This window comes from Ralstonia edaphi (assembly GCF_958350185.1).
GTDB lineage: Bacteria > Pseudomonadota > Gammaproteobacteria > Burkholderiales > Burkholderiaceae > Ralstonia > Ralstonia edaphi.
Map to the genome: position 1 here is coordinate 280,037 of NZ_CATWHI010000003.1, position 14,428 is coordinate 294,464.

The window sequence follows — 14,428 nt, forward strand, 5'->3', positions numbered from 1 at the left end:
ATGCCGACTTACCCGCTGGTCTCTCATTCAACGCTCGACCAAACGCTCGCGTGGCGTGACGGCGCGCCCGTTTCAGCGCGCGCGTTCCTGGCCGACGTGGTGGCGCTGGCCCCGATGCTGCCGCCCGGCGGCCACGTGTTCAACGCCTGCGCAGACCGCTACCGCTTTGCCGTCGGCCTGTGCGCGACGCTGGTGGCCGGCAAGGTCAGCCTGCTGCCGCCCATGCTGACGCCGCAGATGGTGCGTCAGCTCTCCGCATTCGCGCCGGACGTGTTCTGCCTGCACGACGCGGCTGCATGCCCCGTCGACCTGCCGGGCTTCCGTTATCCCGACGCGTTAACCGGCGACGCATCGCCCATCGACGTGCCGCAGATCGACGCGTCACAGGTCATGGCGGTGTTGTTCACGTCCGGATCCACCGGTACGCCGGTGCCGCATCGCAAGACGTGGGGCGCGCTGGTGCGCTGCATGCGCACGGCAGTCGACCACCTCGGCCTGAGCGACGGGCGCGCTTTCACGCTGGTCGGCACCGTGCCGGCGCAGCATATGTACGGCTTTGAGGTGACGGTCCTGCTGGCCCTGCAGGGCGGCTTGGCGTTCAGCAACCGGCAGCCGTTCTATCCGGCGGACATTCGGGAGGCGCTGGAAGCCGTACCGCAGCCGCGCGTGCTGGTGACCTCGCCGGTGCATCTGCGGGCGCTGTTGGCATCGGAGCCTGCGTTGCCGAGCGCATCGCTCGTGCTGTCGGCGACTGCGCCGCTGTCGGAGGCGCTGGCGCGGGAGGCCGAGACGCGCTTGTCCGCGCCGCTCCTGGAGATTTACGGCAGCACCGAAACCGGCCAGATTGCAACGCGCCGCGCCGCACAGCAAACCGCGTGGCGCCTGTACCCCGATGTCCGCATGGAGTCGCGCCCCGGCACGCCGGAAGACGACGGCCCAACCGTGTGGGTCTACGGCGGCCACGTCGAAGCCGCGGTGCCGATGGGAGATGTGATTGAGCTGATCGACGAGACACATTTTCTGCTGCACGGGCGCAAGGCTGACCTCATCAACATTGCCGGCAAGCGGTCGTCGCTGGCGTATCTGAACCACCAGCTCAATGCGATTCCGGGTGTGGAGGATGGCGTGTTCTACATGCCGGACGATACGCCCGCCGCCCCACGCACGCACGGCGGCGCGGCAGTCACGCGCCTCGTGGCGCTGGTTGTAGCGCCGGGGCTGAGCGCAGCGGATGTACTGCGCGCGCTGCACGACCGCATCGATGCAGCATTTCTACCGCGCCCGCTGCTGCTGGTGGACGCGCTGCCCCGCAACGAGACCGGCAAACTGGCGCGCGACGTGCTGGCCGCACTGGTCGCACAACATTCGCACCGCAACGCGCACAAGCCTGCCATGCGCTTCACCATTCCCGTAGATCACCCGGCGCTGCCGGGGCATTTCCCCGGTCAACCGATCGTGCCGGGGGTTGTGCTGCTCGACCATGCGCTCCACACGATCGGTGCGGCACTGGGCCGCTCGTTGGATGCCTGCAAGATCAGCTCAGCCAAGTTTCTCAGCCCTGCGGCGCCCGGGGAATGGCTCGACCTCGCGTTCGAAACGACGGCGAGCAATGCCGTGCGCTTCACCATCCGCGCGGGCGAGCGCGAAGTGGCCAGCGGCGTGCTGTCCGCATCGGCGCCGCAGGGCGTTGCCGCATGAAGCGCACCGACTGGGCCGAGCGTCCGGAGCGCAGCAACCTCGCGCTGCTGCGGGTGATGACGTGGCTGTCTCTTCGGCTGGGGCGGCCGTTTGGCCGCGTCCTGCTGTGGCTGATTGCGATGTATTTCGTCGCAGCGTCGCCGCAAGCGCGGCGTGCTTCGCGTGACTATCTGCAGCGCGCGCTCGGGCGGCCGGCCACGCTGCGTGAGGTGTTCCGCCACATGTTCACCTTCGCCACGACCATCCATGACCGCATCTACCTGATCAGCGGCCGCTTCGATCTGTTCGACATCCGGTTGCAGGGCCAGCACCACGTGCACGACGTGCTGGCGCAGGGGCGCGGCGCGTTCCTGCTCGGCGCGCACCTGGGCAGCTTCGAGGTGGTGCGGGCGCTCGGCCGCACGGTGCCGGACCTGCGCGTGGCCGTCGCCATGTACGAAGAGAACGCACGCAACATCAACGCCGCGGTTGCCGCCATCAACCCGGCAGCGGCGCCGGAGGTCATTCCGCTGGGCCGCGTAGACGCCATGCTGCAAGTGCGCGAAGCGCTGGATGACAACCGGCTCGTCGGCATGCTGGCCGATCGCACGCTGCTGCGCGACGCGGGGCCGTCCGTTCAGCAGATGGATTTTCTGGGCAGCCCTGCAGCGTTTCCGCTGGGGCCGTTGCACATGGCGGCCATGCTGAAGCGCCCCGTGCTGTTCATGACGGGGCTGCACCTTGGCGGCAATCGCTACGCCGTACATTTCGATCCGTTGGCGGACTTCACCGATGTGCGCCGCGAAGACCGCACCGCCGCCGTGCAAGCCGCCCTCGCCCGCTATGTGGAACGCGTTGAGCACTACTGCCGCATCGCGCCCTACAACTGGTTCAACTACTTCGACTTCTGGCAGGATGCCGACGCGGCCGACGCGCGTGATCACGCCCCGGCCGAGCGCCAGACCACCCCAACGCCATGACTGCAACGCGCCTATTCCTCCGCGCCTTTCTGGCCATGCTCGCAGCCAGCCTGTTGGCCGCGACCGCCCACGCCGCAGATACCGCCTGGACGCTCGACCGACTGATGTCGACCCTCGCACGCAACAAGTCGGGGCGTGCGACGTTCACGGAAACCAAGACGCTCTCGATCGCGGCGCAGCCCATCGAATCCTCCGGCGAGCTCGTGTTCGTCGCGCCCGATCATCTGGAAAAGCGCACCCTGGCGCCGAAGCCCGAGCACCTCGTGATTGACGGCGACAAGCTGACCGTGGAGCGCAACCAGCGCAAGTTCACGATGCCGCTGTCGCAGTACCCCGAGCTGGGCGCCTTTATCGAGAGCATCCGCGCGACGCTGGCCGGTAACCGCTACGCGCTCGAAGCGATCTACAAGGTCGCCATCGCAGGCCACGGCGATGACTGGACGCTCACGCTTTCGCCGCTCGACGCACGCATGCAGAAGGTGGTCAGCACCATCACGCTGGAAGGCACGCGCGATGTACTGCGCAGCGTCGCCATCCGCCAGGCCGACGGCGATCATTCGCTGATGCGCCTGCAACGCGTGCCCGGCAACTGAAGACGGCGCGCACATGAAACGCTTGTACGCCCTGCGTCGGCCTGCGGTGCTGGTCTGGTTGACCGGCCTGCTGCTGTGCGCGGTCGTGATCGGGCGTACCAGCTTTACAGCGGACTTGTCGGCGTTTCTGCCGCGATCGCCGAGTGCGGAGCAGCGCGTGCTGGTCGACCAGTTGCGCGAGGGGCTCGTGTCGCGGCTCATCCTCGTCGGCATTGAGGGCGGCGACGCGGCCACGCGCGCAACGCTGTCAAAACAGCTCGCCGCCAGGCTGCGTGCCGACGCACGGTTCAGTGCCGTCAATAACGGCGAGCCCGTGAGCGAGGCGCGCGACCGGCAGTTCGTCTTCGACCACCGCTATGTGCTCAGCCCCGCCGTCACGCCACAGCGCTTTTCCGCCGAAGGGCTGCACGCTGCGCTGGGCGAAAGTCTCGATCTGCTGAGTTCATCGGCTGGGCTCGTCGCCAAGAACATGCTGCCGCGCGACCCGACCGGCGAGGTGGCGGCGCTCGTCGGCCAGCTCGACAACACGGCGCTGCCGTCGTCGATGCATGGCGTGTGGGCATCGCGCGATGGCCGGCGCGCCGTGCTGGTCGTGCAGACAGCTGCAGCCGGCTCCGACACCGATGCGCAGGCACAGGCCATCGATACCGTGCGCCGCGCATTTGAGGCGGCCGCCCGCACCGTGCCGAACGCGACGTCAACGCGCATCGTGATGACGGGCCCGGGCGTGTTCTCCGTGGAGTCACGCGACACCATCAAGCGCGACGTCGAGCGGCTTTCCACGGTGAGCCTCTTGCTGGTGGTGGCACTGCTGCTGACGGTGTACCGCTCGCCGCGCACGGTGGCGCTGGGCTTGCTGCCGGTGCTGTCCGGCGTGGCGGCGGGCGTGGCGGCGGTCAGTCTTACGTTTGGCCCGGTGCACGGGCTTACGCTCGGGTTCGGCACCACGCTCATCGGCGAGGCGGTCGACTATTCGATCTACCTGTTTGTGCAATCCGCTCGCCTGCATGGCGCCACTCCCAACGACAGCCTGCGTGCATGGATTGCCACGTATTGGCCGACCATCCGCCTGGGTGTGCTGACCTCGGTGTGCGGCTTTGCGTCGATGCTGTTCTCGGGCTTTCCGGGGCTCGCGCAGTTGGGGCTGTATTCGATTGTGGGATTGGTGACGGCCGCGCTCGTGACGCGTTACGTGTTGCCGCATCTGCGTGGTGCAGAAGTAGCGACGCGTGATGTCTCGCGCGTGGGCACGTGGCTGACGCGAGCGACGTCTGCCGCACCGCGCCTGCGCTGGCTGTTGGCGGCGGCGCTCATCGGCGCATGTACGGCGCTTGTGTTGCACCGCGATGGCTTGTGGAGCCGCGAACTCGCCGCGCTGAGCCCCGTGCCCGCGAAGAGCCAGGCGCTCGACGCCAGCCTGCGCGCAGACGTGGGTGCGCCCGATGTGCGCTATCTGGTGGTGATTCAGGCTGCAACGGAACAGGCGGCGCTGGAAGGCGCCGAGAAGATCTCCGCGCAACTGCAACCGCTGGTAGACAACGGCGTGCTCGCCGGCTTCGAAAATCCCGCGCGTTATCTGCCGAGCGATGCCACGCAGCAAGCGCGCCTTGCAAGCCTGCCCCCCGCCGATGCGCTGGCCGCCCGCATGCGCAGCGCCGTTGAAGATCAGCCGATCCGCGTGAGGCCCGATCTCTTCGCCCCGTTCATCGCCGATGTAGATGTGGCACGCAAGCAGCCCCTTTTGCGGCGCGCAGACCTGAAGGGCACGTCGATGGCATTGGCGGTGGACGCGCTGCTGACCGAGCGCGCCGGCCAATGGAGCGCCATGCTGCCACTGCGTGCACCAGCGGCCGCGCCGGCCACGGCAAATAACGCCACAAATCGTCCCAGCCTGGACGCCGCCCCGATTCGCTCGGCCGTCGCACAAGCGAACGTGCCCGGCGCGCTCTTCGTCGACATGAAGGCTGAAGCCGACCGGCTGTACGTGGATTACGTGCGGGAAGACCTTCGCCTCTCGCTCGCCGGTTTTGCGGCAATCGCGTTGCTGCTGCTCGTGGCGCTGCGCTCACCGCAGCGGACGCTCCGGGCGTTGGCGCCGCTGGTGGCGGCGGTGCTGGTGGTAACGGCCGGCTTTGCGCTGGCGCGCGTGCCGCTGACCATCCTGCATCTGGTCGGCATGCTGCTGATCGTGGCCGTGGGCTCGAACTACGCGCTGTTCTTCAATCAACGCACGCAGGCCAATGCGCCGCAGACGCTGGTGTCCCTGCTGGTGGCCAACCTGGCGACGGTGGCCGGCTTCGGCCTCCTGGCGTTTTCCCGCGTGCCGATGCTCGAAACCTTCGGGCTGACCGTCGGCCCGGGCGCCATGCTGGCGCTGGTGTTTGCCGCCATCCTGGCGCCACGCGCCCATCACGATCAGCACGCCGCCGCATGAACTCACCAACCACCTCACCGCTTGGCACAGCCCGCCGCTGGAAGCCGAGCCCGCTGATCAACGGCGCGCTGGCACTGCACGCCGGTGCGGCCGTTGCCGTTGCGGCCGATCCATCGACGTGGCCGTGGGCGGGCGGCAGCGTCATCGCTTCGCATCTCGTTCTGATGGCGGGCGGTTTGTGGCCGCGCAGCAGCTGGCTCGGCCCGAACTGGACGCATCTGCCCGCCACGGCGGGGCGGCAGATCGCGTTGACCATCGACGACGGCCCTGACCCCGATGTCACGCCGCGCGTGCTGGACATGCTTGACCAATACGGCGCCAAGGCCACCTTCTTTTGCATCGGCGAATTGGCGCAGCGGCACCCGCGCTGCGTCGAGGCCATCGTCGTGCGCGGGCACGCGGTGGAAAACCACAGTCAGCGCCATCGGCATACGTTCTCCCTGCAGGGGCCGGGCGCGTTGCGACGCGAGATTGCCGCCGCACAGGACACGCTCACGCAGATCACCGGCACGCGCCCGCTGTTCTTCCGCGCGCCGGCCGGACTGCGCAATCCGTTTCTGGAGCCCGTGCTGTGTCAGCTTGGCCTGCAACTGGCGAGCTGGACGCGCCGCGGCTTCGACACGCGCTCGCGCAACGCCGAAGCCATTGCCCATCGCCTGCTGCACGGTCTCGCGCCACGAGACATCCTGCTGCTGCACGACGGCCACGCGGCGCGCGATGCACAGGGGGCGCCTGTGCTGCTGGCCGTGTTGCCGAAGATGCTGGAAGCCGCCGCCCGCGCGCAATTGCAGTGGACGACGTTGCGCGCTGCCCTTCCCGTCCAGCCGGCGCAGACCACGCGTCCGCAAATGGCCATTTGATAAAATTTGTTAAGAATCGGCGCGCCAGTCTGCCGGACCATCCCACCCCACCATCGCCGCGACATCCTGCCCGTGAAGCCCGTCCTGCTCACGCATTTCACCGCCACGAGCTGCCTCGGACGTGGCCTTGACGCCACGCTCGACGCGTTGCGCGGGCAACGTGGCGGCCTCACGCCGTGCACCTTCCCGCGCGCTGATCTCGACACGTGGATCGGCGAAGTGCCCGGAGCCGATGCCGCGCCGGTACGTGCAGATCTGGCCGATTTCGATTGCCGCAACAACAGGCTCGCCCAGATCGGTCTCACACAGGACGGTTTTGCCGAAGGCGTTGAAGCCGCCAAGGCCCGCCATGGCGCCACGCGCGTCGGCGTATTCATCGGCACCAGCACGTCGGGCATTCTCGAAACCGAACGCGCCTACCAGCAGCGCGATCCGCAAACGGGCGCGCTGCCGGCGAGTTTTCACTACGCGCAGACGCACAACATCTATTCGCCCGCCGCGTTTGTGCGCGCGTACTTTGGGCTGAGCGGGCCGGCCATGGTGATTTCGTCGGCGTGCTCGTCTGGCGCCAAGGTGTTTGCCTCGGCGCGGCGCATGCTGGCTGCGGGCCTGATCGATGCGGCGGTGGTCGGCGGTGTCGATTCGCTGTGCCTGACCGCGCTGTACGGATTCAACTCGCTTGAGCTGCTGTCGCGGCAACCTTGCCGACCGTACGATGTGGCGCGGGACGGCATCTCCATCGGCGAGGCCGCAGCCTTTGCGCTGCTGGAGCGCGCCCCCGACGCCAACGACGCGCTGGACGACGGCGCCATCCTGCTGCTCGGCATTGGCGAATCGAGCGATGCGCATCACATGTCGTCGCCGCATCCCGAAGGATTGGGCGCCCGCGCGGCCATGGCGCAAGCGCTCGCCACCAGCGGCCTGAGCGCAACGGACATCGATTACATCAACCTGCACGGCACCGGCACGCCCAGCAATGACGCTGCGGAGGCGCGGGCCATCCAGGCGCTGTTCGACGGCACGGCGTGCAGTTCGACCAAGGGCGCGACCGGCCACACGCTCGGCGCGGCCGGAGCGTTGGAAGCCGTGATGACAGCGCTGGCGCTGCGCCATCAATTTCTGCCTGCCGGCATCAACACCACGCAGCCCGACCCGGCCTTGAACGTCAACTACCTGACAACCAGCCGCGCCGCACCTGTTCGCGCGGTACTGAGCAACGCGTTTGGCTTTGGCGGCACGAATTGCAGCCTGGTCTTTGCCCGCGCAGGCGATGTGGGGGTGTCGTCATGACCGGCCTGAGCGTCTTCATCGAAAGCATCGGCGTGCTGGGCCCCGGCCTGCAGGATTGGCCGCACACGGCTGACGTGCTCGCAGGCCGCGCATCCTACGCACACGCGCCGACGGAATTGCCGCCGCCAGCCGGCCTGCCGTCGGTGGAACGTCGTCGGACGGGGCCGGTGGTCAAACTCGCGCTCGCAGTCGGCCACGAAGCCGTCGCAGCCAGCGGACGCGATGCCGCCACGCTGGCCACGGTCTTCAGCTCGTCCGGCGGCGACGGCCATAACTGCAACGCCATCTGCGAGACCTTGGCAGGCGACGATCGCAAACTGTCGCCCACGCGCTTTCACAACTCCGTGCACAACGCGCCCGCCGGCTACTGGAGCATCGCCACACACGCGATGGCGCCGTCCAACGTGCTGTGCGCGTACGACGGCAGCTTTGCCGCCGGCCTGCTGGACAGCCTCTGCCAGGTCGCAATTGACGCCACGCCCACGCTGCTGATCGCCTATGACGGCGACTACCCGGAACCGCTGAATGCGGTGCGGCCCGTGCCCGACACGTTTGGAGTGGCGCTGGTGCTCGCGCCCGAAGCCAGCCCGCGCACGCTCGCGCGCATTGACGTCGCGCTGACCGACGCGCCGCCGACGGCTTTGGCACATACCGGCCTGGAAACCCTGTGGCACGGCAACGCCGCAGCCCGCGCGCTGCCACTGCTTGAAGCGCTGGCCGCACGGCGCGCTGGCCGCGTGGTGCTCGAGTATTTGCCCGAGACCCGCGTGCAGATCGACATCACCTTCGGCATGCCATGACGTCAACTGCGCAGCCGGCTCTGCCACTCGACCGCAACTGGATCGCGGCGCGCATTCCGCACAGCGGCGCGATGTGTCTGCTCGACACCGTTATCGCCTGGGACGATGCGCACATCCACTGCAGCGCCACGAGCCATCGTGACGCCGCCAACCCACTGCGTTCGCATGGTCAACTGGCTGCCGTCTGCGGCATCGAATACGCCGCTCAGGCGATGGCCGTGCATGGCGCGCTGTGCGATGCTGCGCAAGCACGCCCGCGCGCCGGTTTTCTTGCCAGCGTGCGCAGCGTTGAAGCCCACGTCCCGCGCCTCGACACCATCGACGCACCGCTCGACGTCGAAGCTGAACGCATCGGCGGCGACGGCAACAACGTGCTGTACCGATTCACCGTGCGCAGTGGCGCACGCATCCTGTTGACCGGCCGCGCCGCCGTGGTGCTCGACGCGTCCGTTGCATGAACCTGTTTGTGAGGATTCCCGCCGTGAAAGGTCGTCTGCTTTTGATCCCCGCGCTGCTGCTGGCGCTGCTCAGTCCCCTGGCCCATGCCGACTTGTCCGAGACCAAAGAAGACATCAAGCAGGGCACGAAGGAAGCGGCCCGAAAAACGGGCCATGCCGCGAAGGAAGCCGGGCATGCGACGGCCAACGCCGCGCGTACGGTCGGCCATGGCGTGAAGAATGCGGCGCATGCGACCAAATGCGGCGTGAAGCATCTCTTCAAGAAGCCATGTGAGAGCGACTAGAACGCCGCAACCCTGCAGACTGAAGGCCAACAAAAAACCCGGCGTCCTTGGCGGACTGCCGGGTTTTTTGTTGTGTGCCGAGAGGGACTTAGAACGGAATATCGTCGTCCATATCCTCAAAGCCATTCGACGGTGCCGGCTGACGACGTGCACCGCCGCCCTGACCGCCGCCTTCGCCGCCGCGCGAGTAGCCACCGCCTTGGCCTTGACCTTGGCTGCGGCCACCGCCGTAACCACCGCCACCGCCGCCTTCACCGCCACGCGAGTAGCCGCCACCGCCACCACCGCTGCCGCCGCCCTCACCACCGCGGCCGCCGAGCATCTGCATCTGGTCTGCGACGATCTCGGTGCTGTATTGCTTCTGGCCGTCCTTTTCCCATTGACGGGTCTTGAGACGACCTTCGATGTAGACCGACGAACCCTTCTTCAGGTATTCGCCCGCAATTTCAGCGAGACGGCCGAAGAAGGCGATGCGGTGCCACTCGGTGGCTTCCTTCATTTCGCCGCTGGCCTTGTCCTTGTAGCGGTCGGTGGTGGCCACGCGAATGTTGGTGACAGCGTCGCCGCTGGGCATGTAACGCGTTTCCGGATCGGCACCGAGATTGCCGACGATGATGACTTTGTTGACGGACGCCATGATGAGTTTCCGAAGGTAATTGAAGGGATGCCGCCGTAAAGGGCTAACGAAAAAAAGCCGACTGAAAGTGTAGCGCTGAATGCCGACCCTAGTGCCGACGCAACGCCGGCATCTGCATGGGGCTGGCGATTATAAGCCAGGCAAAAGCCAGTGCGGCGCAGGATAGGAATACAGCATGCTGCCCCGCGTGCAGCAGAATCCAGCCGCCGCCCGCACCGCCCGCAAACAGGCCCAGCGCCTGCGTCGTGTTGTACACGCCCATGGCCGCGCCCTTGCGTACGCCCGGCGCGTATTTCGACACCAGCGACGGTTGCGACGCCTCCAGCACGTTGAAGCCGAGGAAGTAGACCAGCAGCGCAATCGCCAGCGCGGCGAGCGTCGGATTCACTTCGCCCAGAGCCAGCTGCGCCACCATCACCAGCGCCACGGCAGACAGCAACACCGCCTTCATCTTGCCGCGCTTCTCGGCGGCAATGATGGCCGGCACCATCAGCACGAACGACACGCCCATCACCGGCAGGTAGATCTTCCAGTGCGAATCCACCGGCAGGCCGGCGGCTTCCAGCATGTGCGGCAGCACGACGAACAACGCCGTCTGCGTGGCGTGCAGGGCGAACACGCCAAAGTTCAGGCGCAGCAGTTCAGGGTTGCGCAGGACTTCTCGGAACGGCGCTTTCACATGCTCGGGCGGACGCGGCGGGTTGGGCACCACCCACAGCACCACGCCGATGGCGACGATGGCCAGCACGCCAATCGCCGTAAACATGCCCGGCATGCCAACCCAGCGGAAGATGACCGGCGCACTCACGATGGCGACGGCAAACGACAGGCCGATGCTGCCGCCGATCATGGCCATGGCCTTGGTGCGATGCTCCTCGCGCGTGAGGTCGGCCACGAAGGCGATCACCGCCGACGAGATCGCGCCTGCGCCCTGGATAGCCCGCCCCACGGCAATGCCCGCCACGCTGTGCGAAAACGCCGCCACCAGGCTGCCCACCGCAAAAATCACCAGCCCCGTCACGATGACGGGCTTGCGTCCGAAGCGATCCGACAGCCAGCCGTACGGGATATAGAGCACCGCCTGCGTGAGGCCGTATACGCCGATGGCGAAGGCGACGAGCTGGGTGTTGTTGCCGTCGGGCAGCGTTTTCGCAAACACCGCGAAGACCGGCATGATCATGAACAGACCCAACATGCGCAGCGCGAAGATGCCGGCCAGCGAGGCGGCCGCGCGCAGCTCAAGGCCGTTCATGCGGCCGGAGGCGGAAGTCATGGATGGGGAAGCGGAGGACATGGTGCGGAAACCGCCGCGAAAACCAGGAAGAAAAAGCGGCGACAAGAACACTTGAACGGTCTCACGGATTGCCCCATCTGGGGGCAGATACCAGCAAAACCGAAGTTCGGTATATTAGCAGGCTTACCCTTTTCCACCCCTCCGCCGATTGCCGCAGGCGGTCCGCACCCCGACGCCGCATTCAGCTGCACTCAGCCGCACATGGACGAAATCAAGATTCGTGGGGCCCGTACCCACAACCTGAAGAACATCAACCTCGATCTGCCGCGCAATCAGCTGATCGTGATCACCGGGCTTTCTGGGTCGGGCAAGTCGTCGCTCGCGTTCGACACGCTGTATGCGGAGGGGCAGCGGCGCTACGTGGAATCGCTGTCGGCGTATGCCCGGCAGTTTCTGCAACTGATGGAAAAGCCCGACGTCGACCTGATCGAAGGTCTGTCGCCGGCCATTTCCATCGAGCAGAAGGCCACCAGCCACAACCCGCGCTCGACGGTCGGCACCGTCACCGAAATCCACGACTACCTGCGCCTGCTGTATGCGCGCGCCGGTACGCCTTACTGCCCCGATCACGGCCAGCCGCTCGAAGCGCAAAGCGTGTCGCAGATGGTGGATGCCGTGCTGGCGCTGCCGGCCGACACGAAGCTCATGATCCTGGCGCCCGTGGTGGCCAACCGCAAGGGCGAACACGTCGACCTGTTTGAGGCGATGCAGGCGCAGGGTTTCGTGCGCTTTCGCATCCGCTCAGGCGGCGGCACGGCGCACGAGGCCGAGGCCAAGGTCTACGAAGTCGACAATCTGCCCAAGCTCAAGAAGAACGACAAGCATTCGATCGAGGTCGTGGTCGACCGCGTGAAGGTCAACCCGGAACTCAAGCAGCGACTGGCCGAATCGTTCGAAACCGCGCTGCGCCTGGCCGATGGCCGCGCCGTCGCGCTGGAAATGGATACCGGCAAGGAGCACGGCTTCAGCTCCAAGTTCGCCTGCCCGATCTGCTCGTATTCGCTGCAGGAGCTGGAGCCGCGGCTGTTCTCGTTCAACAACCCGATGGGCGCGTGCCCGCACTGCGACGGCCTGGGCCAGATCACGTTCTTCGATCCGAAGCGCGTGGTGGCATTTCCGAATCTGTCGCTGGCGTCGGGCGCCATCAAGGGCTGGGACCGCCGCAATCAGTTCTATTTCCAGATGCTCCAGAGCCTGGCGGCGTTCTACGACGTCGACATCGATGTGGCGTTTGAAGACCTGCCGGCTGAAATCCAGCAAATTGTGCTGCACGGCTCGGGCAAGCAGCAGATTCCGTTCACGTACATCAACGAGCGCGGCAAGACCACGGTGCGCGAGCATGCGTTCGAAGGGATCATTCCCAACCTGGAGCGGCGCTACAAAGAGACGGACTCCATCGCCGTGCGCGAGGAGCTGGCCAAGTACCAGAACAATCAGCCGTGCCCCGAGTGCCACGGCACCCGCCTGCGCCGCGAGGCCCGCTTCGTCAAGATTGGCGAGGCCGACCAGGCCCGCGGCATCTACGAGATCAACGGCTGGCCGCTGCGCGATGCGCTCACGTATTTCCTGACGCTGAACATGCACGGCGCCAAGCGGGAGATTGCCGACAAGATCGTCAAGGAGATCACCGCGCGGCTGAACTTCCTGAACAACGTCGGGCTCGATTACCTGTCGCTGGAGCGCAGCGCCGATACGCTGTCGGGCGGCGAGGCGCAGCGCATCCGGCTGGCGTCGCAGATCGGCTCGGGGCTGACCGGCGTGATGTACGTGCTCGACGAGCCGTCCATCGGCCTGCACCAGCGCGACAACGACCGGCTGATCGGCACGCTCAAGCACCTGCGCGATCTCGGCAACTCGGTGCTGGTGGTGGAGCACGATGAAGACATGATCCGCGCGTCGGATTACGTGGTCGACATCGGCCCCGGCGCCGGCGTGCACGGCGGTCAGATCATCGCCGAGGGCACGCCCAAGCAGGTGGAGCAATCGCCGGGGTCGCTGACGGGCGACTACTTGTCGGGCAAGCGCCGCATCGAGGTGCCCCAGCAGCGCACGGCACCGGACGAAGAGCGCTGGCTGCGCATCATCAACGCCAGCGGCAATAACCTGAAGAACGTGTCGGCCGATATTCCGATCGGGCTGCTGACGTGCATCACGGGCGTGTCGGGTTCGGGCAAGTCGACGCTGATCAACGACACGCTGTACCACGCGGTGGCGCGCCATCTGTATGGCTCGACGCCGGAGCCGGCAGCGCACGATCGCATCGACGGGCTGGAGCATTTCGACAAGGTCATCAACGTCGACCAGTCGCCGATTGGCCGCACGCCGCGCTCGAACCCGGCCACCTACACGGGCCTGTTCACGCCGATCCGCGAGCTGTTTGCCGGCGTGCCGTCGGCCAAGGAGCGCGGGTATGACCCGGGCCGCTTCTCGTTCAACGTCAAGGGCGGCCGCTGCGAAGCATGCCAGGGCGACGGCGTGCTGAAGGTCGAGATGCACTTCCTGCCCGACGTGTACGTACCGTGCGACGTGTGCCACGGCAAGCGCTACAACCGCGAAACGCTCGAAGTGCTCTACAAGGGCAAGAACATCACCGAAGTGCTGGAGATGACGGTGGAGCAGGCGCACGAATTCTTTGCGCCGGTGCCGGTGGTGCGCCGCAAGCTGCAGACGCTGCTGGATGTGGGCCTCGGTTACATCCGCCTGGGGCAATCGGCGACGACGCTGTCGGGCGGTGAAGCGCAGCGCGTGAAGTTGTCGCTGGAGCTATCGAAGCGCGACACGGGCCGCACGCTCTACATCCTGGACGAGCCGACCACCGGCCTGCACTTCCACGATATCGAGCTGCTGCTGAAGGTCATCTACAAGCTGCGCGACCACGGCAATACGATCGTGATCATCGAACACAACCTCGACGTGATCAAAACGGCGGACTGGCTGCTCGATCTGGGCCCCGAAGGCGGCGCGGGCGGTGGGCAGATCATTGCCAAAGGCACGCCGGAGGATGTGGCCAAGAGCAAGGCGAGCTTTACCGGCAAGTACCTGGCGCCGCTGCTCAAGCGGAAGTAAGCGCGGTCATCCGGCAACAAAAAAGCGCAGCTTCGGCTGCGCTTTTTCTTGGCGC

The 14,428-nt window shown here is 66.6% G+C and carries 12 protein-coding genes; 10 read left to right on the plus strand and 2 right to left on the minus strand.

Going from position 1 to position 14,428, the window contains the following annotated elements:
- From R2669_RS11700 to R2669_RS11740, 9 genes are all read left to right on the plus strand, one after another.
- Complete coding sequence (locus R2669_RS11700) at positions 1-1,698, plus strand: AMP-binding protein (RefSeq protein ID WP_316900238.1); 1,698 nt, start codon at positions 1-3, stop codon at positions 1,696-1,698.
- Entirely contained in the window at positions 1,695-2,657 is a 963-nt protein-coding gene (locus R2669_RS11705; protein ID WP_316900240.1) for a lysophospholipid acyltransferase family protein, read from the plus strand. Before R2669_RS11700 ends, R2669_RS11705 begins: the two co-directional genes overlap by 4 nt.
- On the plus strand, positions 2,654-3,250 hold the full coding sequence (locus R2669_RS11710) for a LolA-related protein (RefSeq protein ID WP_206272290.1): 597 nt from the start codon (positions 2,654-2,656) through the stop codon (positions 3,248-3,250). The genes R2669_RS11705 and R2669_RS11710 overlap by 4 nt, the downstream gene beginning before the upstream one ends.
- Positions 3,251-3,263: 13 nt before the next feature.
- Positions 3,264-5,684: an MMPL family transporter gene (locus R2669_RS11715; RefSeq protein WP_316900242.1), complete on the plus strand. Its 2,421-nt coding sequence runs from the start codon at positions 3,264-3,266 to the stop codon at positions 5,682-5,684.
- The gene (locus R2669_RS11720) at positions 5,681-6,544 is read left to right on the plus strand and encodes a polysaccharide deacetylase family protein (RefSeq protein WP_316900244.1); all 864 of its coding nucleotides are present in this window, start codon (positions 5,681-5,683) and stop codon (positions 6,542-6,544) included. The genes R2669_RS11715 and R2669_RS11720 overlap by 4 nt, the downstream gene beginning before the upstream one ends.
- Positions 6,545-6,616: 72 nt before the next feature.
- A complete protein-coding gene (locus R2669_RS11725) occupies positions 6,617-7,834 on the plus strand; it encodes a beta-ketoacyl-[acyl-carrier-protein] synthase family protein (protein ID WP_316900246.1) in 1,218 nt (405 codons plus the stop codon).
- Positions 7,831-8,634, plus strand: coding sequence for a beta-ketoacyl synthase chain length factor (locus R2669_RS11730; RefSeq protein ID WP_316900248.1), 804 nt, complete (start codon positions 7,831-7,833; stop codon positions 8,632-8,634). The genes R2669_RS11725 and R2669_RS11730 overlap by 4 nt, the downstream gene beginning before the upstream one ends.
- Positions 8,631-9,092, plus strand: coding sequence for a hotdog family protein (locus R2669_RS11735; RefSeq protein WP_316900250.1), 462 nt, complete (start codon positions 8,631-8,633; stop codon positions 9,090-9,092). The genes R2669_RS11730 and R2669_RS11735 overlap by 4 nt, the downstream gene beginning before the upstream one ends.
- A 23-nt stretch (positions 9,093-9,115) precedes the next feature.
- The gene (locus R2669_RS11740) at positions 9,116-9,376 is read left to right on the plus strand and encodes a hypothetical protein (protein ID WP_332394797.1); all 261 of its coding nucleotides are present in this window, start codon (positions 9,116-9,118) and stop codon (positions 9,374-9,376) included.
- 88 nt (positions 9,377-9,464) lie between these two features.
- On the opposite strand, the gene R2669_RS11745 is transcribed toward R2669_RS11740, so the two are convergent.
- The gene (locus tag R2669_RS11745) at positions 9,465-10,013 is read right to left on the minus strand and encodes a single-stranded DNA-binding protein (protein ID WP_147217184.1); all 549 of its coding nucleotides are present in this window, start codon (positions 10,011-10,013) and stop codon (positions 9,465-9,467) included.
- A gap of 88 nt (positions 10,014-10,101) precedes the next feature.
- Positions 10,102-11,265 carry an MFS transporter gene (locus R2669_RS11750; RefSeq protein WP_186829331.1) on the minus strand — a complete coding sequence of 388 codons (1,164 nt, stop codon included), beginning with the start codon at positions 11,263-11,265 and terminating at the stop codon, positions 10,102-10,104.
- A 243-nt stretch (positions 11,266-11,508) separates the two neighbouring features.
- On the opposite strand from R2669_RS11750, the gene uvrA reads away from it, so the two are divergent.
- Entirely contained in the window at positions 11,509-14,373 is a 2,865-nt protein-coding gene (uvrA, locus tag R2669_RS11755) for an excinuclease ABC subunit UvrA (protein WP_316900252.1), read from the plus strand.
- The last annotated feature ends 55 nt before the right edge of the window (positions 14,374-14,428 follow it).